We start from the raw sequence: 25632 nt of genomic DNA, 5'->3' as shown, positions 1-25632 counted from the left end.
TTAACACAAACACAAAATTCTAATTAAAAAAAATATTATAAGAAATTTAATTGTTTATTTTTTTTTCAAATAAAGCTTAATTATAAGAATTAAAACAAGAAAAAAACACCCCATCCGGGGCGTTTTTAGTATTGTGGAATGACAATAAATTATTTTTTAATGAATTTATCACTAGTAATACCGTCTTTAGTTTCGATATTGATTAGATAAGTTCCCGATTTAAGATCTTTAACATCAATTTTATTTCCTTCTAGCCTTGAATTCAATTTTCTGCCAGAAATATCAAAAATTTCAACTTTATTTATTTTTAAATCTGTTTTGATATTTAAAATGTCTGAAGTTGGATTAGGTGTCAATTTAATTTTATCAGTTATTAAAGTATTATTTGTTCTCAAATCCAACGATAAATTAATTGGTTTTTCGAACAAAGTATTATTTAAAAATTTTAAATTACCAGAATTTATTGTACAATCTTCTATTTTGGCCAAAAAATCGCCACTAATTGTTGTATTAGGAGTCAACGAAATATATGAGCCAGCTTTCATCTGAATATTTTGGTTTGGAGCAATCAAATAGTTTGCTTGGGTTTTTATAGAATTTGAAGCTCTATATATAAATGCATTATTTGGTTCGGTGCTGGTAAGTAAAATATCTTGTACGCAATTTCCTACAATATTTTTTGATTGAACTAATTGAGGAAGGTTGCGAGTAGTATTTCTTCCTTGTAAATATAAATCATTAATATCAACATTTCCATTATTAAAACTATTTTGATTTATAATTTTAGCTAAATACCCATTACTATCTTCAAAAGGCATATAAATATCCCCATATTTATTTCTTTGCATATCCATTGGCCCTGCACTAGATGATGAATAATTAATGGGTAACAGATAATAATTAAGAGAACCAGACATATTAACCATATCAATCCCATAAATATTAGAACTCCCATTTCCGCCAATATACAAAATTGAGCCATCATCAGTAAATTCAGCTGTACTTGAGCCACTAGGATTGGTCGTAATATCTAATACAAAATCTGTAGTTATTTGTCCTGTAGTATTATTAAAAGATAAAACCTTTATACTTCCCCAATTTGTAGGATTTACTATCCCCCAATGAGAAATATATACATAATTAGAAAAATTGTTGCTTGCTTTTACAACAGGAGAAGTCTTAAGATATGAAGGATGTGAACTTGGTGAATAATACGGAATATTTAAAGGCATATTGCTTACAACCGGTAAGTTCACCAACCCCTGACTATTTACCAAATAGCTGTATAATTTTGTTTTATTTGGTATAATTACCCAAAACGAATTATTATCTGAATGCTTAACAACATTAATATTTGCTGCTGCAAAGGGCAATTCATTTTCACCTTTTAAAGGTATGGAATTATGGTTAGGCAGAACATCACCTAACGGAAAACCGTCACTTCCAATTCCCCCTAATGACATATCAATAATTGTATAACAACTTATGCCGTTAGAAATAGTTCCATTATTATTAAATCCAGGCACAGGGGTGAAAACATAATACAAATTAGGATTATTCGGATGCTTTAAAATAGCAAGTTGTATCCCATAATACCCGAAGCCTGTATTTAAAATTCCGTTTTGCATAATCTGATGCTCACGATTCCAAATATATTTTCCATCAGAGTAAAAGAGGAGATTACCATTATTATCACTTATACTTCCCACCGGTTGTGAATACGCCTGCATCTCACTATTAAGCAAAGGTGTCGGGCTTCCCAAAGTTGAAAAATTAACAGCTGCTTTACCGCCAAAGTACCAATTATCATTCTCGCCCTGCGAATACCCAAAAAAAAATAAAAACAAAGCCATTATTAAAAAAAACTTTTTCATAACTATATTATTAAACATTAATAATTATTTATTTAGTTTTTTCTCTAAAGATTGAATACGTTGATTCTGTTCATCAATATTCTTCTGCTGCTGCAAAGTGTATAAAGTAAGTTCTTCTATTTTTTTAAGCAAAAGAATATTCATTTCCTTTAACTCTATACCATTGGCAATTGCTTCATTTGTAGTAGGAACTTCAGGCAAATGACCTTTTTCATCAATATAATTCTGTAGATCTTTCAAAGGCATAAGTTTGTAATCTTTTTTGAAAACATAATCTGCCCAGCCATTATTGACAGCAATTTCTACTTTTACTTTTTCTGTTTTAATGCCGTCTTTTACAAAAAGGCGATAATCTGTACAATCATTACATGTAAAAGTATCTGTTCCTAAACCTATTTTATGACTGCTTGATAAGACTAAAGTTTTACTTTGCAATGGTATAGTTGGTGAACCTGTAGGATATGACGGATGAATATAGAGTCCACCATTTATACTTTCAATATCATAAAACGAATTACCTAAATCTGCAAAATTTAACCCCAACTTAATTGTTCCATTCAAAAGTCTTAAATTACCAGATAAATTAAACTTATCTGTATTTATATTTGTACCTATACTCACATTTCCATCCCTGGAAATATGATCAGTAGAATTTGAAGAACCATTCCATTGCTGAGAAAATAAAGAATTTGAAAATAAGGCAAAAGCAGCCAATAAAGTAATTTTTTTCATGGTTATTTTTTAATAATTAATTTAATTTTTATAACTTAAAAAGTAATTTAAAAAAAAACGCTCCTGCTGGAGCGTTCATATGCAAAATTTACAACTATTTATTTTTTAATGAATTTTTCAGAGAATTTTCCGTCTTTGGTTTCTATGCGTACAATATAACTTCCATCATGAAGATCTCTTACATCTACCTTATCATCATCTATATTAACATCAATTTTTCGTCCCGACATATCGTATACTTCTATAACATTCACTTTTGACTTACTATTAATGAGAAGATAATCTGAAGTAGGATTTGGAGCTACTGTTACTGTTTTCACAGAGCTATAAGCCTCGGTTGTTCCTAATGTTGATGATTGACCTTCTATAGAAAATGCTAAACCGTCAAGTGCGGGTGTTCCTGTCAATGTAGAAAGATTCGTCCATGTAGTTGCACCAGCTCCAAAAGCATTACTTGGATCAATTAATTTGGCAGAGCTACCATTGATCTGACCTGCAAACCAATTAAATCTAGTTGTAGCTGTATATGCTGTTAAATTAGTTTTAGCAGCAAAAACTACCCAATACACTGTATTCGCCTGTAAAATCACCGGGCTTGATAGCGCTGCTGTTAAATCAATACTAAAAGTATAATTTGATGTTCCTGTTTTTGTTAAGAGATATGCTGGTGCACCTTTGGCCACATTGATTGCAGCGATTGGTGTTACCGCGCTGTTATTTGGGCTTCCTGCGGGGTTCCCTGCATTATCTGCATAGATGTAAAGCATCGCACCAGTTGCAACAGTTGTTTCAAGTGTTCCTGCGTTTTGGAAACCTTGAATATTTATTTTTGTAATCTGCTGTTGACTTGTAAGTGTAAAATCATCGGCAGCTGCAACGAAATTATTATTCATTAATGAATTTGCAACAATTCCATTGGTTGTGGTTGTCGGCTGATTGTAAATAACAGTCTGCGCATTTAGACCTGTTATACAAAATAGCAATCCTAATAGGTAATTTTTCTTCATAGTATAAAAAATTTAATTAATATGGTAAATATATACAAAAATGCTATATAAATAAAAATTATTTAATTATAACATTAAATTTTTACAATTAATACTTTAATAACTATTTATTATAGTTTTATACAATAACAATTTGAAGGAAAGTAACAAAAAAAGCGCTCCGATTGGAGCGCCTTAAACATTAGCTTATGTTAATTATTTTTTAATAAATTTTTCAGTATAGTTTTTACCGTCAGTTTCTATATTGATGATATAGTTTCCTGTTTGAAGATTTCTAACATCTATTTTCTCTCCATCAAAACTTACGTTTAGTTTTCTTCCAGAAACATCAAAAACTGAAACTTTATCTACATTTGATTTTGTTTTTGATTTTATAATTAAATAGTCAGAAGTAGGATTTGGAGAAACAACTGGTTTTGTAGAAGTATATACCTCATAGGTGCCCAATGTAGAGGCAATACCATCTACAGAAAATGTAAAGCCACCTGTATTTGCATCACCTGTCGCCGTAGAGATAACAGTCCATTGAGTCAGTCCTGCTCCAAGAAGATTAGAAGGATCAATAACTTGAGCATGATTATCAACAATTTGACCATTCCACCAAGTAAATCTTGCAGCATCAGTAATTGATGTTAAATTCGTTTTAGCAATAAACACCAACCAATAGGTAGTATTAGGCTGTAAAACCACAGAAGTAGAAGGCAATGCTAGCGTCAAATCAATTTCAAATGTGTACAGCGAATTAGATCTCACCAAACTATAGCCTGGTGCTCCTTTCGCCACATCGACCATTGCTATAGGAGTAGCTGTATTATTCGGTATACCCGCAGGTTTTCCTCCATTATCAGCATATATATACACTAAGGCTCCCGTAGCAATGTTAGTGTCAAAAGTATTAGCATTATTTCCCTGTTTACCTTCAACTCTTATTTTGGTGATAGTGCTTTGACTGGTTAGTTTAAAGTCATCAGCACCTGCAATAAAGTTACCATTAGCCAACGCATCAGACACAATACTTTGAACATTCGTGTTTGCTTGGGAATAAATAACAGTTTGAGCATTCAAATTCATAGCGAATAATACTCCAAATACAAATAAGTAGTTTTTTTTTCATAATAATTTAATTTTTAATTCATACAATAATAAAAAAATAAATTATTTATACAAGTATAATTAAATTTAATAATGAAAAATTGAAAAATAACGAAATAATTAAAAACATTATAAAATTATATTGTAATGCATATTCTGCTAATAATTATTTTTTTTTGATAAATTAATAAAAATATAAATTTATGATTTACAAAAAAATCCTTAAGAAAAAATCTTAAGGATCAATATTTTATTTCGAGTAATTCTCAAAAAACAGTGGGATACTTTCAATTCCTTTATAGAAATTAAACAAGCCATAATGTTCATTCGGCGAATGTATCGCATCAGAATCGAGCCCAAAGCCCATCAATACAGATTTTGCACCCAAAACTTGCTCAAACATAGATGTTATCGGAATACTTCCTCCACCTCTGTATGGCAAAACTTCTTTCCCGAAAGCTGTTTCCATTGCACTTTTGGCCGCCGAAAATTCTTTGGTATCTGTCGGCAACACATAAGGCATTCCGCCGTGATGCGGAGTTACTTTTACTCTTACATTTGCCGGGGCTATTTTTTCAAAATATTTCGTGAATTTCTCTGTAATCTCTTCCGGTGCCTGATAAGGAACCAAACGCATTGAGATTTTAGCAAAAGCTTTCGAAGGAATTACTGTTTTTGCTCCTTCGCCTGTATAGCCGCCCCAAATTCCGTTGCAATCTAAGGTCGGACGGATAGATGTTCTTTCTAAAGTTGTATATCCTGTTTCGCCTTCTACATCATTTAATCCGATTGATTTTTTAAATTCCTCAGGATTGTCCTTCAGCTTATTCATATCAGCTCTTTCTTCATCTGAAACATCTTCTACATTATCATAAAAACCATCAATGGTAATTTGCCCGTCTTCGTCAATCAATTTTGCGATCATTCTGGAAAGCACATGAATAGGATTTGGAACTGCACCGCCGTAAAGACCTGAATGCAAATCTCTGTTTGGCCCTTCCACTTCCACTTCTACGTAGCTCAAACCTCTTAAACCTGTCGTTACGGTCGGTTGTTCGTTGCTGTAAATATGCGTATCGGAGATTAAAATACAGTCACAAGATAGTTTTTCCTTATTTTCATTTACAAAATCGCCTAAACTTACCGAGCCTACTTCTTCTTCACCTTCAAAAATAAACTTAATATTACAAGGAAGCGAATTGGTCTTCATCATTGCTTCAAAAGCTTTAATCTGCATAAAAAACTGTCCCTTATCATCTGCTGCGCCTCTTGCAAAGATCGCTCCGTCAGGATGCAGCTCTGTTTTTTCTATGTAAGGCTCAAAAGGAGGTTTTTTCCAAAGTTCCAACGGATCCGGCGGTTGCACATCATAATGTCCGTATACCAAAATTGTCGGCAAGTTTTTATCTATAATTTTTTCTCCGAAAACAATTGGATAACCTTTTGTCTGACAAACTTCTACTTTATCTGCGCCGGTATTTTTAAGGTGTTCGGCAACTTTGTCTGCGCATTCCAAAACTTCATTTTTATAAGCAGGATCTGCAGAAATTGAAGCGATTCTCAGTAATTCAAATAATTCATCAACGAAACGCTGTTTGTTTTCGTTTATGTAATTTAATGTCTCTTGCATTGTATTTTAATTTTGTTAAAAATAAAGAAATTGTTTCGCCAGCGCAAACAAAAGGCTATAATTTACCTTAAAGCTTGATGTGCACTTAACGAAAAAATCCCGCAAATAGCAGGATTCAGTATATTGTAACTAAAAAAATTAGTGTCCTGCTTTTGCAGAATCAGCGTGTTTTGCAGTTGCAGTGTCGGTTTTTGTCGCTTCATGTGCACCGTGAATCGCTCCTCCTCCTTGCTCAACCGCAAGATCCTCTTCATGCCCGCTTGTACGCTCGGCATCAGAATATCTTTCTACTCCTTCTTCAAGCTTCAAAGTAGCTTTATTTCCACCAGCCTGAATCTTTTTACAGCTTACTGCTACCGTTGCAAGAGCTAAACATATAATTAATTTTTTCATATGTAAAATTTATTTTTTAAAAGTCATATGGAATCGCATCATTTTAGCCGATTAATCATTTTAACAGCAAAGCGATTTCATTTCTAATTTTTTTGATTGCCCAAAAGTAAGAAATATTGCATTTTTCGGCAACATTTTTATACTGATTTTAAAATTATTTTACCTTTTTTGGATTGTGTAAAAATAAGGTAATTTTCTCCGCCATCTTTCAGGCTGTATTTTCTCTTAATTTCTTCGGGTTTCAGCGGATAGTTTTTTGAAATAATATTAAACTGTTCTTTCTTTTTAATCTGCTTACTTTCAATAACTTCCATTTCAAAAATTCTTCCCGGAAAGTCTTCAACTTTATGGACTGAAGTATAAATATGTGTATTTGGATGTAGCTTTTTAAGATTAAATCTTTTTGAAATCAAATTGAAAACACCTGCTTTTAAAATAGAATTATTGGGAATATAAATAAACTTTTCAGGTTCGGAATATTCAGCATGAGCCTTTTCTTCTTCATCAAACTGAAATTGGAAGCCGGTTTTTTCACTTTCTAAATTTGTACAATTGCAAATAATTTTTTCATAATCATCATTTGATAAAAATACTACAACCTCTTTTACATCATTTTTTACTGCAATTATTTCAATTCTTGAAACATTCTGAAGAACAGAAACGAGATATTTCAAATCAATTAAAGGCGACAATTTTATAACTACTTCTTTCGAAACAGAAATCATTTTCTCCTGAATTTCAAGAATATTTGGTGAAAGATCTTCTAATAAAAAAACCTTATTTTTATTGTCGTCTCTTCGCGCCGGATCAAGATAAATTACATCAAAATTTTCACGGTTTTCAGTTAAAAAATCTTCTAACTTTTTATTAATGAATTTTGCTTTTTTTCCTAAAATATTCCAATTATGCTCAACAATTTTTAATAGTTCAGAATTTTGTTCTACCAAAGTAATTTCACTGAAATTTTCAGAAAGATAATATGCGTCAATTCCAAAACCACTCGTTAAATCAATGAATTTTTTTCCTTTTAAAATCTGTGACTTATAAATTGCAGTTTTTTCTGATGAAGATTGTTCCAAACTGAGCTGCGGCGGAAAAACAATTCCTTCCTTTAATAAAAACGGAAACTTTTTTTGAGCAACCTGTTTTCCTTTAATCTGCTGTACGATTTCCTGCATTGAAACTTCCGAAAACGGGGATTTCTTCAACAATAAAGAATGCAGATCTGTGTTTAGATTTGCATTGATGTAATTTTGGATTTCTTTATTTGAATGCCACGAATGCACGAATATCTTTTTTTAAATTGTTACTTATAAAACTATTCTTTTATAATTTAGCTTTAATTCACCAAAATTAACAATCATGGCTAATTTATTTTCAGAAACTTTCAAGTAATTAATTGCCTGTGCGAGATCAGCTTCTGCAATCTGATTCTTGCCTTTTATTTCCAGAATAATTTTTTCTTTAATTACAAAATCTGCATAAAATTTATGAGGAAGAACAATTCCTTTGTATACCACTTCATATTCCTTTTCTCTCTCATAGAACATTCCAGCTTTTCGAAATTCGATTTCCAAAGCATCTTTATACACTATTTCAGAAAATCCGTGTCCTAAATAATTATGAATTTCCATACAAATACCTATAATCTGATATGACTCTTCCTTGTAAATAACATTCATATATTCATCCATTTGTGTTTAAATACAAATTTAAAAATATATTCGTGCATTCGTGGCATCAAAAAAATACAATTACCTTCATTCAAACATTTCAGCCCAACGAACAGGCTTAATCTCTTTTTCATTGTAAAGCTCTTCAGCAGATTTTTTAACTTCCAATTTTGGATATAAATTAACGCCAATCAGCTTTATTTTGCCTTCCTCAACCCATTTCTGCTCTTCAACAGCGTGATCGTAAATCTTTTTTTGGATAATTCCCTGCTTTAAAAGTTCTAAATATCCGCCTGTTTCTTCAATTTCGACGAACAAAGCCCAAGATTTTTCTGCAATCTGTTGCGTAATCTCTTCAATATAATAGCTCCCGTTTGATGCATCTTCAAAAACATTAATGATGCTTTCGTAAGCCAAAACGATTTGTTGTTTGAAAGATATTTCTTCTGAAATTTCCGTGCTGTTTTCAATGAGATAATTGTTGCTGAATACGGCATCAGCACCACCAATCATTGCAGAAGCCAGCTCCAAAGTCGAACGGATCAAGTTATTTTCTTTATCAAAAATGGCTTTGTTCCTCAATGATGTTTCCGCAAAAATGTAAGGAATTTCATCCAAACCATATTCTTTTGAAAGTTGATTGAAAACCAATTTAAAAGCTCTCAATTTTGCCATTTCAAAGAAATAATTTCCTCCGATTGCTAACCTGAAAATTAACTTATTTAAAATTTCTGAGCCATAGACTTCAGCCAACTCTTTAGTTTTCGCCAAAGCAATTGCCAATTGTTGATCAATTGCGGCTCCGGCATTCTGATGAAACGAAACATCAATACAAATATTCCTTCTAAATTGTTTCGCAAATAATTCTTTTACCAATTGATCATTAATGACTCCTTTTTCTTCGTCAAAAACGTCAATCAGAGAAAAATATTGGTCTTCATCTTTCGGACTTATGTGTTCTGCAAGATCTTTATTGTTTATAAAAATAGTTTTCTGCTCAAGATTTTCTACGTTGTGATCTAAAATAAATGCAAAAACATCTTCTTCCAAACTTTCGTGATATGTTGCAACCAAATGGGTGTTTTCTTCAACTTTAGGAAGATTTACCAAAGGCTTCTGAACGGTATCGTAAAAAGGTTTTACATCAATTCCTTCTAAATTTTCTTTTTTCAGAATGGTGTAAATATCTTCGGTTTTAAGTTGTTTTTTAACTAAGTTCTCCCAAGATGAAAATGTATCTGTGTTTTGCATGAGTAAAATATAATTAGGTCAATTCTGAATGGTCAATTTTTGCTTCGCAAGTGAATTTTTAAATTGACAGCAAAGCAAATTCCCCTTTGACGATTGATTATCCGCTTTAAAAATTATTTTTTGGCAATATTTGTACTGTCTACAACCAAAATGAAAATCTCTTCATTAGGTTTTTTCATAAAATAATTTTCTCTGGCGTATTTCTCTTTTTCGGATTTATTATTCATCAGCTTTTTGTAGAATTTATCGTTCTTTTCGTATTCTGATTTATAATATTGCAGCTGTTCTTCGTACTTGTTGATTTCTCCGTTAAGTTCATTTATTACTAAAAAAGAAGTTTTATCGAAGAAAACCATCCAAATTAAAAACATAAAGACCGCAATAAAATATTTATTCAAAATATATTTTTGAAGAACTTTTAAGGTCTCAGATTTTGGCTGTATATCTTTGATAAGTTTATTTTCTTTCATGTTTTTTAATGTTTTCTCAATGAGTTTTTGATAACCGTAGTTAAAAAATCTATTGCTACAGAATTTTGTCTCATATTTGGAATAATAAGGTCTGCTTCATTCTTTGAAGGTTCTATAAATTCCTGATGCATCGGCTTTAATGTCGTTTGATAGCGGTGCAAAACCTCGTTCAGATCTCTTCCTCTTTCTTGGGTGTCTCTTCTGATTCTTCTTATTAATCTTTCATCAGAATCTGCATGTACAAAGACTTTCAGATCAAATTCCTTTAATAATTCTTTATTCGTTAGCACCAAAATACCTTCTACAACCAATACGTTTTTCGGCTCCACGGTAACATGGTCTCCCGTTCTGGAGTGAGTAACAAAACTGTAAATCGGCTGCTCAATCGACTCGTTATTTTTTAAGGCTTTTACATGTTTCAGCATCAATTCAAAATCGATTGATTTTGGGTGGTCATAATTTAAAGCTTCCCTTTCTCCAAGAGTCAGATTGTGATTATCATTATAATAATTATCCTGAGAAAGGATGTTCATCCCTTCAATATCAAGCTGCTGAATGATCTTATCAACAACCGTAGTTTTGCCGGATCCTGTGCCTCCAGCAATTCCTATTACAAGCATTCTTTTGTTTCTATATCGTTGCTACAAATATACTATTTTATTTAAAAGCCGGAAACGTGAAATTAGGAATATAAAGAGGAAAGAAATTCAATTAAACAAAAAAACTCCGGCGTTTGGCCAGAGTTTATATTATACGATTTCGCTTGTTAAGCTTCTTGAAATTAATTTTTCGTGCATTGGCTTTAGAAGATCCATTGAGCCTGTTTTTACTGTGCATTTGCCTTTATAATGAACCAACATTGTGCATTGCTCAGCTTGCTCAAGATTGTGTTTGCAGATTTCTATCAGCGCTTCGATTACATAATCAAAAGTATGAATATCATCGTTGTGCAGGATTAATTTATAAACTTCATCGGTATCATCCAAAACCAGAACTTCTTCCTGATATTTCCGTTTTGGATCTTCATAATCTTTTATGCTGCTGTAAAACATTTTTAAATATTTAAATGTCTCCTAATTTATCTAAAATATCATCTATAACTTTGGGGCCTTTATATTCCAGCTCTACCATTTCTACGCTTTTATTATTCATCTTCAAAATCTTAAAATGATAATTTTCAAGATCAAACTCCTGATTTTCTTCGGGAATATCTGTAAGTGCGTGAAGAATAAAACCTGCAAGAGTATTGTATTCGCTTTCTTCTGAAAGAGGAAGTTTTTTAGGTAAAGATTCGTTGATTTCATCTAAAGGCTGAGTTGCTTTTACCCAATAAATATTATCTCCGATTTTGTCGACAAGCTTTTCTTCATCATCTTCTTCATCCTGAATTTCACCAACTAATTCTTCCAAAATATCCTCTAAAGTAATAATCCCTTCCGTTCCTCCAAACTCGTCAATAACAATGGCCAAATGTTGTTTTTTTTGTTGAAAAATTTTCAATAAATCTGAAATCTTCTTACTTCCAACCACAAAGAAAGACTCACGCATCAGTTCTCTTAAATCGTCGTGGCTGAGCTCTCCTTTTCTTTTAACAAATTCTCTGATGATTTCTTTTGTATAAAATACACCAATGACGTTATCAATTGAGTTTTCATAAACAGGAATTCTGGAATATCCGCTTTCCATGATTTTATTGATAATCTCATTAAGATCGTCAGCAAAATCTATAGAAGTAATATTCTGTCTGGGAACCATGATCTGCTTGGCAGAATGATCTGTAAAATCAAAAGCATTTTTAATGATTTCATAGTTCTCTTCTTCAATTTCTCCGCTGTCGGCACTTTGTTTTACCAATAGCTGAAGCTCCTCGGTAGAGTGTATTTCCTGTTCTGATGCGGGATGAATTTTCATTAATCTTAAAACACCATTCGACATTAGATTCATCAACCAGATAAATGGTTTAAAAATAGTGTAAAAAACTCTTAAGGGAACGGCCGTTGCCATCGTAGTTGCTTCTGCTTTCCTGATTGCTATTGATTTTGGGATAAGCTCACCAAATACAATATGCATTACAGTAATAATCAAAAAACTAAGAACCAGGGAAATCGTAGTGACTGTAGCTTCACTAAAATTTATATTTAATGAATGAAATAAGTTATCAATAACATGATGCATTGCACTTTCACCCACCCAACCCAAAGCAAGTGATGCCAAAGTAATACCTAATTGTGTTGCAGAAAGATACTCATCGAGATGCTTGATGATGTGCTCAGCCTGCTTTGCCATAGAATCACCTTCTGCAGCTTTAATCTGAATTTGAGAATAACGAACTTTAACAATTGAAAATTCTGCGGCTACAAAAAAGCCATTTAACAATACTAGAAACAGGGCTAGCAAAAGCCTGACAATGTCGGAGTCCATTTAGAAATTATAATTTATTATGCAAAGATATATAAAATATAAATAACAAAAAAAGCACCGAGTATATCGATGCTTTAATATTTTTTGAATATATTATTACGAATTCTTCAAAGCTTCAGCGCCTGAAACGATCTCTAAAATCTCGTTTGTAATGGCAGCCTGTCTTGCTTTGTTGTAGAAAATAACCAAATCATTTTTCAATTCCTGTGCATTATCTGTTGCTTTGTGCATCGCTGTCATTCTGGCACCGTGCTCCGAAGCTACAGAATCTAAAACTGCCTTGAAAATCTGAGTTTTAATTGATTTAGGAATTAAATTATCTAAAATTTCGTTTCTGTTCGGTTCAAAAATGTAATCTGTTTCCACCTGAGTTTCTGCAATATCCGTTTCTATCATCGAAATCGGAAGAACTTTTTCAGTGATTACTTCTTGTGTTGCAGCATTGATAAATTTATTGTAAATAACATAAACTTCGTCAAATTTACCTTCTCTGAAATTGCTCATTACAGTTTCAGTAACATTTGAAACTACATCAAAGCTCAGTTTATCAAATACACTGCTTTCATTCGAAAACACTGTACGGCTTCTTCTTACCGCATCATAAGCTTTTTTACCGATGGTGAGAACTTCAATTTCATACTGAGAATTGTTCTGAAACTGAACATTCAGCTCTTTCACAATATTGGAGTTAAATGCACCCGCCAATCCTCTGTTTGATGTAACAGCGATGAAAAGTACTTTTTTAACCTCTCTTTTTTGAGCATAAACAGAAACCTGATCAGGATCTGAGCTAGAATTTACATTCTGGATGATTTCCTGCAATTTCTCAGAATACGGTCTTAACATTACGATTGCATCCTGCGCTTTTTTAAGTTTCGCAGCGGAAACCATTTTCATAGCACGCGTGATCTGCATTGTAGATGTAATAGAACTTATTCTTCCTCGTATTTCTTTTAAGTTTGCCATTAATTTGGGTTCAAAGTTTATGGTCTAAAGTTTAAGGTTTAAAATATTAATTCCAAACCTTAAACATTTGATTTTTAGTTATATTTAGAAGCTAAATCATTAGCAGCCTGCTTAAGAACGCCTGTGATATCGTTATCAATCTTCCCAGCCTTGATTGCAGCCATTGTTTCAGGATGCTTGGATCTTAGGAAAGAGATATATTCAATCTGGAATTCTTTTACTTTGTTGATCGGAACGTTTCTCAATAAGTTCTCTGTACCTGCGTAGATCATAGCAACTTGGCTATCAACAGGAAGTGGAGAGTTTACCGGCTGCTTCAAAAGCTCAACGTTTCTTTCCCCTTTAGAGATAACCGCTAAAGTAGAAGCATCAAGGTCTGAACCGAATTTTGCAAACGCTTCCAATTCTTTATATTGAGCCTGGTCAAGTTTTAATGTACCAGAAACTTTTTTCATTGATTTGATCTGAGCATTACCTCCAACTCTAGATACAGAAATACCTACATTGATTGCAGGACGCACCCCTGAGTTGAACAAGTCAGACTCCAAGAAAATCTGTCCGTCTGTAATAGAGATTACGTTGGTCGGGATGTATGCAGAAACGTCACCAGCCTGAGTTTCGATAATCGGAAGTGCCGTTAATGAACCACCACCTTTTACAATTGGTCTTAAAGACTCAGGTAAATCATTCATTTGGCTTGCAATTGTATCATCAGCGATTACTTTTGCAGCTCTTTCCAATAATCTTGAGTGAAGATAGAAAACGTCTCCAGGATAAGCTTCACGGCCCGGTGGTCTTCTCAATAGTAGAGAAAGCTCACGGTAAGCAACCGCTTGCTTAGACAAATCATCATAAATGATCAAAGCCGGTCTACCAGTGTCTCTGAAAAACTCACCGATAGAAGCACCAGCCATTGCAGAATATACCTGCATAGGAACCGGATCTGAAGCATTCGCAGCAACGATTACAGTATATGCTAAAGCTCCTTTATCAGAAAGCGTTTTAACAATTTGAGCTACTGTAGAAGCCTTCTGTCCGATTGCAACATATATACAATATACAGGATTTCCTGCATCAAAAAATTCTCTTTGGTTGATGATCGTATCAATAGCAACAGTAGTTTTACCTGTTTGTCTGTCACCAATGATAAGCTCTCTTTGCCCTCTTCCTACAGGAATCATAGAGTCGATCGCAACGATACCTGTTTGTAAAGGCTCAGTTACCGGTTGTCTAAAGATAACTCCGGGAGCTTTTCTTTCCAATGGCATTTCGTAAAGCTCACCTTCAATTGGCCCTTTGCCATCGATAGGATTACCAAGAGTATCAACTACTCTACCCAACATACCTTCTCCTACTTTGATAGAAGAAATTCTGTTTGTTCTTCTTACTGTATCTCCTTCTCTTACCAATTTACTTTCACCCAATAAAGCAACACCTACGTTGTCTTCTTCAAGGTTTAGTACAATACCTTCTACATCACTAGAAAATTTTACCAACTCTCCGTATTGTACGTTTTCTAAACCGTAAACACGAGCAATACCATCACCGATGGTTAAAACTGTACCTACTTCCTCAACGTTTGAATGAGTATCGAAGTTGGCCAGTTGTTGTTTTAAGATCGCAGATACTTCTGCCGGATTTATTTCTGCCATTGTATGGTTGTTTTTTACTTAATTTAATTGAAAATCTTTCTTAATATTATTCAGCTTAGATTTCACGGATGCATCGATCTGCTGATCACCTACTCTTAAAATATATCCTCCTAAAATATCAGGATTTACATTAAGGTTTAAATCAAAATTAGAATCTGCTTTTACTAAGTTGGTCGATTTAAGAATCTGGTCAATATTTTCTTTTGAAAGCTGTGTCGCAGTCGTAAGAGTGATTCTCTGTACGCCGTTGATATCTTCAACTTTGTTGATGAATTCCTGAGCGATATGCTTTAAATGGTTTTCACGGCCTTGTCTAATTACTAAAGTAATCAAATTTTGAGAAACCGGTGACAAACCTTTAAAAATCTCTTTTGCTACTTCTTCTTTCTTTTTTGCATCAATGTAAGGTGTTTTGAAAAACCTGTTTAAATCCTGAGATTCAGACATTAATTTCGCAACATCTTTCATTTCAGAAAATACAGCAGCGGTCTGTCCGGATTCGTTTGTGAAATCCAGTAAACCTTGTGCGTATCTTTTAGCTACTTTAGATGTAAGCATTCTTAGTTAAGATTAGATTTGTTTAAATAATTTTGAACCAACTCATTCTGAGCCTCGCTGTTTTCTAATTTTTGCTGTAAAATAGATTCTGCAATATTTACAGATAAAGCACCGATCTGATTTTTGATGTCTGCCATTGCAGCATTTTTCTCAGACTGGATTGTTTGCTTAGCAGCCTCGATGATTTTATCTCCTTCAGCTTTAGCTACGTCTTTCGCTTCTCCTACAATTCTGTCTTTGATTTCTCTTGCTTCTTTAAGGATAGAATCTCTTTCAATTTTAGCTTCACGGATGATTCTTTCGTTGTCAGACTTCAAAGTTTCCATTTCTTTTTTAGCCAATTTAGCCTGATTTAAAGCATCAACGATAGAAGCTTCTCTGTCATTTACTGCATTTACAATTGGTTTCCATGCAAATTTTGCAAGAATAAATAACAGGATAACAAATGTAAGCGTCATCCAAAACAAAAGTCCAATTCCAGGTTCTATAATTTCCATATCTGTAATTCTTTTTTTAATGTAATAAATTGTGGATATCTTTTTTAAAAATTCTTAGCAGCAGCCAACCGCTTCACTGCTAAGAATAATTTTCTCTGAGGATAGATTACTTGATGAAAGCACCAAAGATGATCGCAATAAGACCAGCACCTTCGATAAGACCTGCAGCAATAAGCATTGCTCCTTGAATCTTACCAGCTTGCTCTGGTTGTCTAGCGATAGCATCCATAGCGTGACCACCGATTTTACCAATACCAAGACCTACTCCTAATACTGCTAAACCGATACCTACGTAAATTAATCCTGCTCCAGTTGTGATGTCCATAATAAATAAATATTTAGTTAAAATTATTTTTTTCTAATTAAGCTACCATTGTATCGTGGCCTACACTGTCATCATCGTTGTGTGCATGATCGTGATCGTGTTCTGCAACTGCAATACCGATAAACAATGCTGATAATACTGTAAAGATATAAGCCTGTAAAGCAGCAACTAAAAGCTCCAATACAGAAACAAATAATGCCAATGGTACAGATGCAAATCCTAAAAATGGTGATTTAAAGATAAAGATCAAAGAGATAATTGCTAAGATCATAATGTGCCCCGCAGTAATATTAGCGAAAAGACGCATCATCAAAGCAAAAGGCTTTGTAAAGATTCCAATGATTTCAATTGGAATCATGATTGGGTACAATAAAATTGGTACGGGCGGCATAAAGATGTGTTTCCAGTAATCTTTATTGGCACTGAATAATGTAATTAATAAAGTAATAATCGCTAAAACCGCAGTGATTGCAATATTACCCGTAAGATTCGATCCTCCAGGGAAGAAAGGAACCAATCCGAAAAGGTTGTTGAACCAGATAAAGAAAAATGCAGTCAATAAATAAGGCATATATCTTTTATATTTCACAGAACCGATGTTTGGAATAGCCACCTCGTCTCTTATAAATACAATTACAGGTTCCAATAATTTCCCTGCTCCTTTTGGAAGTTGAGATTTTTTATAGTTTCTCGCCATTCCCAAGAAAATAACAAGCATAAAAATTACTGATAAAAACATCGAAGCTGCATTCTTTGTGATTGACATATCAAAGAAGACATCACTTGCTTTTTGCTTTCCTGCTATCATTGCAAACAATGTTGCTTTCTGTATTCCTTTTGTAGAAACTACATGGCCGTGTTCTAAAGTATATCCGTCGTGTTCATGTCCGTGAGCAATATCTTTAGACAAGAAAGTATGCCAACCTGCATTATCTTTAATAATAATAGGCAACGGAATAGAAGTATGATGCTCTTCTCCATTTTCATCTTTAGTAGTCCATAAATGCCATTCGTTTGAATCACCGATGTGTTCCATGATCATTTTGGTAGCGTTGAAGGGCTTATCCTCTTCTGCGTGCTCTACTTTTTCAGCTGATTTTTCTCCTTCAGACTCATGTTGTGCAGCCGCAAAACCGCTAATAAACACAAATAAAAATGCGAAAAATAATGAAGAAACTTTTCTGTTCATATCTCTTTTTTAATCGTGTGCAAATATATTGATTTTATTAAACTCTACCAATATTAAAAATTGATTTTTATCATCAAAAAAATCACGATTTGTTAATGAGTCTTATTACAGGTAAATATATAAGGAAAGAAGAGACGATAAAACAGATCACAAGCAGCAAAAAATTCTCGGTCGTTTTATCAATTATCAATAATGAAACAATGAGCCAAAGGAGATCTTTGGAAATATTAAGGGTAATAAACCTCATTCCTGCATTTTCTTTACCATACAGGAGCTTTTTAAATATTATATACACCACAATATTTAAAACCGCTATTAAAAATATGACTATAAAACTATCCCAAAAATTCATTTTGCAAAAATAAACTTTTTATAAAAATAATATTATGCATACAATCATTTTGTTTGTTTTTTTCATTTGAAATTAGAAGAAGCTATTTTCTACACACATTTCGCTCCTACGGAGCTTAACGTTTATGGTTGTAATATAGTTACTACAAACATTCCGCTCCTATGGAGCTCTGCAATGCAAAAACACTATTTTGTTAAAGATGAAACACCTGTAATTTTTGTATAATTCAATAATTATTTAGTGATATAATTTTTAAAACGTCAATCAATTAAAATTCAAGAAAATACTGCAAACCAAAAACATGCATTAGCACTTTTATAGCTGAATGAAATTCCTTATTTTTGCAGACTATAATTTATAATCAATATGTTCAACAGTTTACAGGATAAATTAGACAAAGCACTTCATAATCTTTCGGGACGCGGAAAAATCACCGAAATCAACGTTGCAGAAACCGTAAAGGAAATCCGCAGAGCATTGGTAGATGCCGACGTTAACTATAAAGTTGCAAAAGATCTTACCAAAAGAGTTCAGGATAAAGCTTTAGGACAAAACGTACTTACATCGCTTTCTCCTGGACAATTGATGACGAAGATTGTTCATGATGAGTTGGTAGATTTGATGGGAGGTTCTCAGGAAGGAATCAATCTTTCGGGGAAACCGTCTGTAATTTTGATTGCCGGCCTTCAGGGTTCTGGTAAAACTACTTTTTCGGGAAAACTGGCTAATTATTTAAAAACTAAAAAAACAAAAAAACCTTTATTGGTTGCCTGCGACGTCTATCGTCCTGCAGCGATCGATCAGCTGAAAGTTCTTGGCGGACAGATCGGAGTTCCTGTTTTCACAGAAGAAGGTTCTACAAATCCTTCTACAATTGCTGAAAACGCGATCAGTTTTGCAAAAGCAAACGGACACGATGTTGTGATCGTCGACACCGCGGGTCGTTTGGCAATTGATGAGCAGATGATGAACGAAATCAAAACCGTTCATACAACCATTAAACCTAACGAAACTCTTTTCGTAGTAGACTCAATGACAGGTCAGGATGCTGTGAATACGGCAAAAGCCTTCAACGATACTTTGAATTTTGACGGTGTTGTTTTAACTAAATTAGACGGTGATACTCGTGGTGGAGCCGCTTTAACGATCCGTTCGGTTGTAGAAAAGCCAATCAAATTTATTTCTACAGGTGAGAAAATGGAAGCTTTAGACCTTTTCTACCCGGAAAGGATGGCCGACAGAATCTTGGGAATGGGAGACGTTGTTTCCTTAGTAGAAAGAGCTCAGGAACAGTTTGATGAAGAAGAAGCTAAAAAACTTCATAAAAAAATTGCTAAAAATGAATTTGGTTTTGATGATTTCTTAAAACAGATCAATCAGATCAAAAAGATGGGTAACATGAAGGATTTGATGGGCATGATTCCGGGAGTTGGAAAAGCAATAAAAGATGTTGAAATAAGTGATGATGCCTTTAAACATATTGAAGCAATTATTTATTCGATGACACCTGAAGAAAGAAGAAGACCTTCAATCATCAATACACAAAGAAAAAGCAGAATTGCCAAAGGTGCAGGAAGAAAAATTGAAGATGTAAATGCATTAATGAAACAATTTGACCAAATGGGGAAAATGATGAAAATGATGCAAGGACCTCAGGGAAAACAAATGATGCAGATGATGAGCAAAATGCCAAATATGCCTGGAATGGGCGGAATGTTTGGAAAATAATTAACAGAATTTTCAAAATATACAAACTCTCAGATTTTTTCTGGGAGTTTTTTATTTTAAGATAAGTTTAAAGCAAAAAAAATCCTGAGAAAAATCTCAGGATTTATATCAATTAAAATGTTTTACTAATTATTTAGCAAATACATATTTAACACCGATTGTTACAGAAGATAAATTCAAACCGAAGCTATAGTTATTAGTTGCATCACCTTCTTTTGGTTTGAAGTTGTTGTAACCAAACTCACCAATTGTAGCTTCGATAGTCCAGTTTTTGTTTAAGAAATAATCTAAACCTGGCTTTACAGTAACTCCAACAGAAGTGTATTTAGCTTCAGTATTAGTTGTAGTTGTTTCAGTTGTATCTCCGAACGTAGTTACATTCGTGTTTTCTACTTCAACTTTTCCAAACTGCATTGGTACAGCCAATTGTCCGAAGAAATATAATTTATCTGATAAAGTCCAGTATTTTCTTACGAATGGAGCTACTACAATAGCAGGAGTTTTTACTTTGTCAGTATTAACGATAGTTGCACCGCCAATTGTAGTTGTAGAAATTTCAGTATCTGTTGAAGTCTGATATCCTAATCCTAAACCTACTGCTAAATTTGTTCCAACAAAATATCCAACTGTAGGAAGTACGTTGAAGTTTTCTTCTTTTAAATTTCCGTTGTTGTTTTCTTCTTGAGAATAACCAACAGATCCTGATAAATAAGCAGTCCCTTTAGCAATCTGTGCATTAGATAAACCGAAAAGTGCAACAGCACTTGCTACTAATAATTTTTTCATTTTTTAATAATTTTAATACTTTCTTGGTGCAAATGTATAATGACGAAACTTAATATTAAAATTTGTTAACATGATTAATATCACCCGTGAACATTGACTTTTTCGGATTAAAATCAAATCAGCGAGAATTAAATATGTTTTATTCAACAAAACCAAACAAAAAGCTCCAATTATGCAATTGGAGCTTCAAATAATTTATATTTTTGAATATTTATTTTAAAAAGAAGTTTACACCCAGATTGATTGCTCCAAAATTAGAGTCCAATCTTCTGTCTCTGTCAAAATCTCTTTCGCTACCAATATTCTGGTAACCTAAATAGATTTCTGCTGTAGACATCTGAAAACCAACTTTAGGGTATACATACAAACCGCTGTCTACACCCTCACTTGTAGAGATTGCGCCTCCAAGATCAAGTCCCACGAAAACCGGAGCACCGGAAAATCTATACTTCCCTGAAGCAGCCAAAGGAATAAATCCGAAATCGTCCCATCTGTCTTTTCCGAAGAAATGTGAATATCCGGATGCAATACCTACATCCAAACCTTTGGTAATATTCCACATATAAGACGCGTCTACTCCTAAAGTAAATGATGAAAATTTGCTCGCATCACCTACAGGTGCACCAATGTGGCCTCCCAACTTAAAACCCTCCTGAGCATGTGCTACACCTCCTAGAAAAGCAAAAGCACCTAATAATAGTAGTTTTTTCATTTTTAATAATTTAAAAGTTTTGTTATTAACTCAATTTTCAACTACAGCAAATCGGATGCCGAGAACGGTCTAAAAAACAAAAAAGCAAGACAAAATTGCCTTGCTTTATAAAAATTTATTTTTTGAATTTTAGTTTCCTCCAAATTTGAAACCTATTCCAACTTGTAAGAAGCTGTTTTTCAACGTTTCGTTTCCTTCCGGGTTCTTGATAAGGTTTGATACTCCCAAATTATATCTTGCATCAAAGAATAAACCATTTTCCAATGTATATTCAGCTCCTACAAATGGTGCTAAATTAAGAGAATTCATTTGATCTTTAATATCTTCTGTCCCACTTTCTGATCCCGATTGATCTCCTCCGGTTACCGTTACTGAATATTCAGATTCTGCGCTGGTAAGTATACCTACATTAAGACCTAACCCAAATGCAAGATTTTCGGTTGCAAAATATTTTGCACTTACAGGAATTTGTACCATTCCAAGTTTTATATCTGACTTTGCAGTACCTGTAACAGTAATTCCCATTTGAGTAATACTATAAGTTTCTTCCTGTTTCCCTCCTAGCGGCGAATACAAAACTTCTCCTTGTACAGCAAATTTGTCGTTGAACTTATATTCAGCCAAACCACCTACATAAAATGTAGATTTTGAATCGAATGTATAAGATTCTCCGTCACCTTCTGCCTTAAGCATTGATAAAGAATAACCTGCTTTTGGACCAAATCTAAATTCTTGCGCGCTTAATGCTACATTTCCCATAAGAGCAACAGTAGCAATTAGTAATAGTTTTTTCATGTTAAAAGTTTTATAAATTTTAAAGCCCAAATATATCACTTTTTATGGAACGGCAAAATATTTTTTAACATTTCTATAACACTTCTAAACTTATTCTCTGGTTCTCTTATCTTCTTCGTTATAAGCAAGGATAATTTTCTTTACAACCGGGTGTCTCACCACGTCTTCTTCGGTAAGATATACAAAGCCTATTTCTTTTACTTCTTTCAAAATCCGCATGGCTTCTTTCAGCCCAGAATGCTGCTTTGGTGGCAAATCGATTTGGGTAGGATCTCCTGTAATGATGAATTTTGCGTTCATTCCCATTCTTGTCAGAAACATTTTCATTTGGGCATGAGTCGTGTTTTGAGCTTCATCTAAAATCACAAATGCATCATCCAAAGTCCGTCCTCTCATGAATGCCAACGGAGCTACTTCAATTACTTTTTTCTCAATAAAACCTTCCAGTTTCTCGTGTGGAATCATATCACGCAACGCATCATACAAAGGCTGCAAATACGGATCAAGTTTTTCTTTAAGATCACCAGGCAAAAATCCTAAACTTTCACCCGCTTCCACGGCCGGTCTTGTCAGAACAATTCTTTTCACTTCTTTATCTCTCAAGGCTCTTGCTGCCAAAGCGACGCTGGTATATGTTTTCCCAGTTCCTGCAGGTCCGATTGCAAATACCATGTCTTTTTTCTCGGTTTCTTTGACGAGTTTTTTAAGATTGGTGGTTTTGGCTTTAATTATTTTTCCGTTGACACCTTTTACGATAATATCCTGATCGAAAACAAGCTGCTTTTCGTTTTCGTCTTTTATATTAAGGAGACTTTCCACATCTTTCAGCCCGATAGAATTGTTTTTTGAAATAAAACTGACAATATCATCAAGTTTTTGTCTAAATATATCAAGAGCTTCCTGATTACCCATCGCAAAAATGAAATGGTCTCTACCGTTGATTTTAAGGGTTGGAAAACTGGATTTTATTAAATTGAAAAATTGGTTATTAACACCGTAAAAGTTTTTTGCATCAATACCTTCTAATTCATACGTTAATTCAAACATGCAAACATTTTTAGTTTATTAGATTTTAAAATTAAAGTTTTTTTTCAAATTTAAACCAAATTCTTATCCACAATATTTAATTCTTTCTTTTTATTTTAGATAAATTTGCAGTTCATCAGTTATTATTTAATGTCAATTATTACCCTTACCTCAGATTTCGGACGTACAGATTACAGAGTTTCAGCAATGAAAGGAAAAGTGCTGTCTCTAAACCCTGAAGTTGACACTGTTGATATTACGCATGATATTCAGGCATATAACCTTATTCAAACTTCTTATATTGTAAGGAATGCTTATAGATATTTTCCAAAAGGGACCATTCATATCATCTCTGTTGACAGTTTTTTTCACAAATCAAGGAAGAATATTCTCTACAAAGCAGACGGGTCTTATTTTTTAGCGGCAGATAATGGCGTCCTGAGTTTGATCTTTTTTGATATTAAACCGGAAGCTATTTATGAAATTACTTTAAACAACAGGTTTGATGATATTGTCAATTTCACTTCAACGGATGTTTTTGTTCCCGTAGCGGTACATTTGGCCAATGGCGGGCTTCCGGAAGTGATCGGGCGAAAAATAGAAACCGCCAAGCAGCTTCTTTTCCCAAAACCCGTTTATAATGAACCCGAAAATATGATTATCGGTGAAGTAATGTATATTGATAATTTCGGAAACATAATTTCAAATATCAGTAAAGAATTCTTTGAAAGTATGGGCAAAGGTTTTGAAAGTTTTACCATAAAATTCAGAAACTTAAGCTTATCCAAAATTTATTCGAGCCATACCGAAGTAGTGGCCGACTGGGAAAGAGAAACTGAATATCACGGGCAGTCTGCTGCCATTTTCAACGCAAGCCAACAGTTGGAATTGACCATTTATAAAGGCAGCAAAAAGAACGGTGCAAAAACGCTATTCGGATTAAATGTAGGCGAAAATATTTACATTGAATTTTTCTAACATTTATCTATTTCATAAAAAAACCGATTTTTTTTATATATTTGTCAAAATCTAAAAAAGAAAATGGCAGAATACAAATTATTGCTTCCTTCCATGGGTGAAGGCGTGATGGAAGCTACGGTTATCACTTGGTTATTCAACGAAGGTGATAATGTAAAAGAAGATGATTCGGTAGTAGAAATTGCAACAGACAAGGTAGATTCGGACGTTCCGACACCTGTTTCAGGGAAAATCGTAAAGATCTTAAAACAAAAAGACGAAGTTGCAAAAGTAGGTGAAGCCATCGCCATTTTAGAAATTGAAGGAGAAGGCGGAAATACAGCTTCTGAAGAAGTAAAAACAGAAACTTCAGCTCCGGATGTAGAAACTATCAAAGCTATTGAAGAGCCTTTGAATCCAACGGCAACTTCACATGTAGAATTTTCCGGAGACCTTTATTTATCTCCGCTTGTGAAATCTATCGCTCAACAAGAAAACATTTCTGAAACTGAACTTAAATCCATCAAAGGAAGCGGTTTGGAAGGAAGAATTACCAAAGAAGATATTTTAGCATACGTTTCAAACAGAGAAAATCAGCCTGCACAGCCAGCTGCTCCTATACAACAAACAACTCCTGCGGCAAAACCTGTTGCAAATTCAGCTCCGGCTACTACAATTTCCACAGCTGCAGGCGACGAAATCATTCCGATGGACAGAATGAGAAAGATCATCGCCGAAAACATGGTAAAAGCAAAACATATTGCGCCACACGTTACTTCTTTCATCGAAACAGACGTTACCAATGTTGTAAAATGGAGAAACAAACATAAAGATATTTTCGAAAAGCGCGAAGGTGAAAAACTGACTTTCATGCCGATCTTCGTGAAAGCAATCGTAAAAGCAATTCAGGATTATCCGATGATCAATGTTTCTGTAAATGGTGAGAACATCATTAAAAAGAAAAACATCAATATCGGTATGGCTACTGCCCTTCCGGACGGAAATCTTATTGTTCCTGTTATTAAAAATGCAGATCAATTGTCTCTTTCAGGTTTGGCAAAAGCAATCAACGACTTGGCTTACAGAGCGAGAAATAAAAAATTGAGACCTGAAGATACTCAAGGCGCTACTTACACGATTTCAAACGTTGGAAGTTTTGGAAATTTAATGGGTACTCCTATTATTCCTCAGCCGCAGGTTGCAATTTTGGCAATCGGAGCTATCGTTAAAAAACCTGCAGTTCTTGAAACTAAAGATGGTGACGTGATTGCAATCCGTCAACTGATGTTTATGTCTCATTCTTACGATCACAGAGTTGTAGACGGCTCATTAGGCGGTATGTTCTTAAAGCATGTTCATGATTATCTTCAAAACTGGGATATGAATACGGAAGTATAAACAATTGGTAATAATTAATTAATTTATTTACCAACTACAAAATTTTAGATATAACCTTCGGAATTATTTTCGGAGGTTTTTTAATATTTATCTTTAAAAGATGATGTATTGATAGAAATCATCAAGTATTTGAACTCAATTTTTCCTT

General features: G+C 33.7%; 26 protein-coding genes. 3 read left to right on the top strand and 23 right to left on the bottom strand.

The window, feature by feature from the left end; translation table 11 throughout:
* Positions 1-149: 149 nt before the first annotated feature.
* The 19 genes from AC6CHK_RS06185 to atpB form a co-directional block, all read right to left on the bottom strand.
* Positions 150-1874 carry a T9SS type A sorting domain-containing protein gene (locus AC6CHK_RS06185; protein ID WP_498094560.1) on the bottom strand — a complete coding sequence of 575 codons (1725 nt, stop codon included), beginning with the start codon at positions 1872-1874 and terminating at the stop codon, positions 150-152.
* Positions 1875-1898: 24 nt separating this feature from the next.
* Positions 1899-2606, bottom strand: coding sequence for a hypothetical protein (locus AC6CHK_RS06180; RefSeq protein ID WP_498094558.1), 708 nt, complete (start codon positions 2604-2606; stop codon positions 1899-1901).
* A 98-nt stretch (positions 2607-2704) separates the two neighbouring features.
* Positions 2705-3613, bottom strand: a complete 909-nt coding sequence (locus AC6CHK_RS06175) for a T9SS type A sorting domain-containing protein (protein ID WP_498094556.1) — start codon at positions 3611-3613, stop codon at positions 2705-2707.
* Between the two features lie 195 nt (positions 3614-3808).
* Positions 3809-4684, bottom strand: a complete 876-nt coding sequence (locus tag AC6CHK_RS06170; protein ID WP_498094554.1) for a T9SS type A sorting domain-containing protein — start codon at positions 4682-4684, stop codon at positions 3809-3811.
* A 271-nt stretch (positions 4685-4955) separates the two neighbouring features.
* Positions 4956-6335, bottom strand: coding sequence for a dipeptidase (locus AC6CHK_RS06165; RefSeq protein ID WP_498094552.1), 1380 nt, complete (start codon positions 6333-6335; stop codon positions 4956-4958).
* 138 nt (positions 6336-6473) lie between these two features.
* Positions 6474-6728, bottom strand: coding sequence for a hypothetical protein (locus AC6CHK_RS06160; RefSeq protein ID WP_498094550.1), 255 nt, complete (start codon positions 6726-6728; stop codon positions 6474-6476).
* Between the two features lie 137 nt (positions 6729-6865).
* Entirely contained in the window at positions 6866-8014 is a 1149-nt protein-coding gene (locus AC6CHK_RS06155; protein ID WP_498094548.1) for a class I SAM-dependent methyltransferase, read from the bottom strand.
* Positions 8015-8038: 24 nt separating this feature from the next.
* A complete protein-coding gene (locus AC6CHK_RS06150; protein WP_498094546.1) occupies positions 8039-8422 on the bottom strand; it encodes a GxxExxY protein in 384 nt (127 codons plus the stop codon).
* Between the two features lie 66 nt (positions 8423-8488).
* On the bottom strand, positions 8489-9652 hold the full coding sequence (locus tag AC6CHK_RS06145; RefSeq protein WP_498094544.1) for a methylmalonyl-CoA mutase family protein: 1164 nt from the start codon (positions 9650-9652) through the stop codon (positions 8489-8491).
* 113 nt (positions 9653-9765) lie between these two features.
* On the bottom strand, positions 9766-10122 hold the full coding sequence (locus tag AC6CHK_RS06140) for an FtsB family cell division protein (RefSeq protein WP_498094542.1): 357 nt from the start codon (positions 10120-10122) through the stop codon (positions 9766-9768).
* Positions 10123-10127: 5 nt separating this feature from the next.
* Entirely contained in the window at positions 10128-10742 is a 615-nt protein-coding gene (udk, locus tag AC6CHK_RS06135) for a uridine kinase (protein WP_498094540.1), read from the bottom strand.
* Between the two features lie 129 nt (positions 10743-10871).
* Positions 10872-11174 carry an ATP-dependent Clp protease adaptor ClpS gene (locus AC6CHK_RS06130; protein ID WP_498094538.1) on the bottom strand — a complete coding sequence of 101 codons (303 nt, stop codon included), beginning with the start codon at positions 11172-11174 and terminating at the stop codon, positions 10872-10874.
* Between the two features lie 10 nt (positions 11175-11184).
* Positions 11185-12543 (bottom strand): hemolysin family protein, encoded by a 1359-nt coding sequence (locus AC6CHK_RS06125; RefSeq protein WP_498094536.1) that lies wholly within the window; start codon positions 12541-12543, stop codon positions 11185-11187.
* A gap of 96 nt (positions 12544-12639) precedes the next feature.
* Positions 12640-13509 carry an ATP synthase F1 subunit gamma gene (atpG, locus tag AC6CHK_RS06120; RefSeq protein WP_498094535.1) on the bottom strand — a complete coding sequence of 290 codons (870 nt, stop codon included), beginning with the start codon at positions 13507-13509 and terminating at the stop codon, positions 12640-12642.
* Positions 13510-13583: 74 nt separating this feature from the next.
* On the bottom strand, positions 13584-15161 hold the full coding sequence (gene atpA / locus AC6CHK_RS06115) for a F0F1 ATP synthase subunit alpha (RefSeq protein WP_498094533.1): 1578 nt from the start codon (positions 15159-15161) through the stop codon (positions 13584-13586).
* A gap of 18 nt (positions 15162-15179) precedes the next feature.
* Positions 15180-15719, bottom strand: a complete 540-nt coding sequence (atpH, locus tag AC6CHK_RS06110) for an ATP synthase F1 subunit delta (protein ID WP_498094531.1) — start codon at positions 15717-15719, stop codon at positions 15180-15182.
* Positions 15720-15721: 2 nt separating this feature from the next.
* Entirely contained in the window at positions 15722-16216 is a 495-nt protein-coding gene (locus AC6CHK_RS06105; protein ID WP_498094529.1) for a F0F1 ATP synthase subunit B, read from the bottom strand.
* Between the two features lie 106 nt (positions 16217-16322).
* Positions 16323-16541, bottom strand: a complete 219-nt coding sequence (locus AC6CHK_RS06100; protein ID WP_034711425.1) for an ATP synthase F0 subunit C — start codon at positions 16539-16541, stop codon at positions 16323-16325.
* A gap of 37 nt (positions 16542-16578) precedes the next feature.
* The gene (gene atpB, locus AC6CHK_RS06095) at positions 16579-17730 is read right to left on the bottom strand and encodes a F0F1 ATP synthase subunit A (protein WP_498094527.1); all 1152 of its coding nucleotides are present in this window, start codon (positions 17728-17730) and stop codon (positions 16579-16581) included.
* A 718-nt stretch (positions 17731-18448) separates the two neighbouring features.
* On the opposite strand from atpB, the gene ffh reads away from it, so the two are divergent.
* The gene (gene ffh / locus AC6CHK_RS06090) at positions 18449-19810 is read left to right on the top strand and encodes a signal recognition particle protein (RefSeq protein WP_498094525.1); all 1362 of its coding nucleotides are present in this window, start codon (positions 18449-18451) and stop codon (positions 19808-19810) included.
* 129 nt (positions 19811-19939) lie between these two features.
* Here ffh and AC6CHK_RS06085 read toward each other — a convergent pair whose 3' ends face one another.
* From AC6CHK_RS06085 to AC6CHK_RS06070, 4 genes are all read right to left on the bottom strand, one after another.
* On the bottom strand, positions 19940-20596 hold the full coding sequence (locus AC6CHK_RS06085; protein WP_498094523.1) for an outer membrane protein: 657 nt from the start codon (positions 20594-20596) through the stop codon (positions 19940-19942).
* A gap of 211 nt (positions 20597-20807) precedes the next feature.
* Positions 20808-21308 (bottom strand): hypothetical protein, encoded by a 501-nt coding sequence (locus AC6CHK_RS06080; protein ID WP_498094521.1) that lies wholly within the window; start codon positions 21306-21308, stop codon positions 20808-20810.
* Between the two features lie 129 nt (positions 21309-21437).
* Positions 21438-22103 (bottom strand): porin family protein, encoded by a 666-nt coding sequence (locus tag AC6CHK_RS06075; protein WP_498094519.1) that lies wholly within the window; start codon positions 22101-22103, stop codon positions 21438-21440.
* Positions 22104-22193: 90 nt separating this feature from the next.
* A complete protein-coding gene (locus AC6CHK_RS06070) occupies positions 22194-23150 on the bottom strand; it encodes a PhoH family protein (protein ID WP_498094517.1) in 957 nt (318 codons plus the stop codon).
* A 129-nt stretch (positions 23151-23279) separates the two neighbouring features.
* On the opposite strand from AC6CHK_RS06070, the gene AC6CHK_RS06065 reads away from it, so the two are divergent.
* Together AC6CHK_RS06065 and AC6CHK_RS06060 are read left to right on the top strand one after the other, a co-directional pair.
* Positions 23280-24107 (top strand): SAM hydrolase/SAM-dependent halogenase family protein, encoded by an 828-nt coding sequence (locus tag AC6CHK_RS06065; protein ID WP_498094515.1) that lies wholly within the window; start codon positions 23280-23282, stop codon positions 24105-24107.
* A gap of 63 nt (positions 24108-24170) precedes the next feature.
* Positions 24171-25484, top strand: coding sequence for a dihydrolipoamide acetyltransferase family protein (locus AC6CHK_RS06060; RefSeq protein WP_498094513.1), 1314 nt, complete (start codon positions 24171-24173; stop codon positions 25482-25484).
* The last annotated feature ends 148 nt before the right edge of the window (positions 25485-25632 follow it).

The organism is Chryseobacterium sp. GQ58 (assembly GCF_059758895.1).
The sequence above is the reverse complement of the archived record's forward strand: the minus strand, read 5'-3'. Positions and strand labels throughout refer to the sequence as shown.

Bases quoted from the DNA above. Each gene is read 5' to 3' on its own strand.
- AC6CHK_RS06085 (WP_498094523.1), bottom strand. From the start codon at position 20,596: ATGAAAAAATTATTAGTAGCAAGTGCTGTTGCACTTTTCGGTTTATCT.
- AC6CHK_RS06130 (WP_498094538.1), bottom strand. From the start codon at position 11,174: ATGTTTTACAGCAGCATAAAAGATTATGAAGATCCAAAACGGAAATAT.
- AC6CHK_RS06080 (WP_498094521.1), bottom strand. From the start codon at position 21,308: ATGAAAAAACTACTATTATTAGGTGCTTTTGCTTTTCTAGGAGGTGTA.
- AC6CHK_RS06125 (WP_498094536.1), bottom strand. From the start codon at position 12,543: ATGGACTCCGACATTGTCAGGCTTTTGCTAGCCCTGTTTCTAGTATTG.
- AC6CHK_RS06145 (WP_498094544.1), bottom strand. From the start codon at position 9,652: ATGCAAAACACAGATACATTTTCATCTTGGGAGAACTTAGTTAAAAAA.
- AC6CHK_RS06070 (WP_498094517.1), bottom strand. From the start codon at position 23,150: ATGTTTGAATTAACGTATGAATTAGAAGGTATTGATGCAAAAAACTTT.
- atpA (WP_498094533.1), bottom strand. From the start codon at position 15,161: ATGGCAGAAATAAATCCGGCAGAAGTATCTGCGATCTTAAAACAACAA.
- AC6CHK_RS06180 (WP_498094558.1), bottom strand. From the start codon at position 2,606: ATGAAAAAAATTACTTTATTGGCTGCTTTTGCCTTATTTTCAAATTCT.
- udk (WP_498094540.1), bottom strand. From the start codon at position 10,742: ATGCTTGTAATAGGAATTGCTGGAGGCACAGGATCCGGCAAAACTACG.
- AC6CHK_RS06100 (WP_034711425.1), bottom strand. From the start codon at position 16,541: ATGGACATCACAACTGGAGCAGGATTAATTTACGTAGGTATCGGTTTA.
- AC6CHK_RS06105 (WP_498094529.1), bottom strand. From the start codon at position 16,216: ATGGAAATTATAGAACCTGGAATTGGACTTTTGTTTTGGATGACGCTT.
- AC6CHK_RS06150 (WP_498094546.1), bottom strand. From the start codon at position 8,422: ATGGATGAATATATGAATGTTATTTACAAGGAAGAGTCATATCAGATT.
- AC6CHK_RS06170 (WP_498094554.1), bottom strand. From the start codon at position 4,684: ATGAATTTGAATGCTCAAACTGTTATTTATTCCCAAGCAAACACGAAT.
- AC6CHK_RS06175 (WP_498094556.1), bottom strand. From the start codon at position 3,613: ATGAAGAAAAATTACCTATTAGGATTGCTATTTTGTATAACAGGTCTA.
- atpG (WP_498094535.1), bottom strand. From the start codon at position 13,509: ATGGCAAACTTAAAAGAAATACGAGGAAGAATAAGTTCTATTACATCT.
- atpH (WP_498094531.1), bottom strand. From the start codon at position 15,719: ATGCTTACATCTAAAGTAGCTAAAAGATACGCACAAGGTTTACTGGAT.
- AC6CHK_RS06065 (WP_498094515.1), top strand. From the start codon at position 23,280: ATGTCAATTATTACCCTTACCTCAGATTTCGGACGTACAGATTACAGA.
- AC6CHK_RS06060 (WP_498094513.1), top strand. From the start codon at position 24,171: ATGGCAGAATACAAATTATTGCTTCCTTCCATGGGTGAAGGCGTGATG.
- AC6CHK_RS06165 (WP_498094552.1), bottom strand. From the start codon at position 6,335: ATGCAAGAGACATTAAATTACATAAACGAAAACAAACAGCGTTTCGTT.
- AC6CHK_RS06140 (WP_498094542.1), bottom strand. From the start codon at position 10,122: ATGAAAGAAAATAAACTTATCAAAGATATACAGCCAAAATCTGAGACC.
- atpB (WP_498094527.1), bottom strand. From the start codon at position 17,730: ATGAACAGAAAAGTTTCTTCATTATTTTTCGCATTTTTATTTGTGTTT.
- AC6CHK_RS06075 (WP_498094519.1), bottom strand. From the start codon at position 22,103: ATGAAAAAACTATTACTAATTGCTACTGTTGCTCTTATGGGAAATGTA.
- AC6CHK_RS06185 (WP_498094560.1), bottom strand. From the start codon at position 1,874: ATGAAAAAGTTTTTTTTAATAATGGCTTTGTTTTTATTTTTTTTTGGG.
- ffh (WP_498094525.1), top strand. From the start codon at position 18,449: ATGTTCAACAGTTTACAGGATAAATTAGACAAAGCACTTCATAATCTT.
- AC6CHK_RS06160 (WP_498094550.1), bottom strand. From the start codon at position 6,728: ATGAAAAAATTAATTATATGTTTAGCTCTTGCAACGGTAGCAGTAAGC.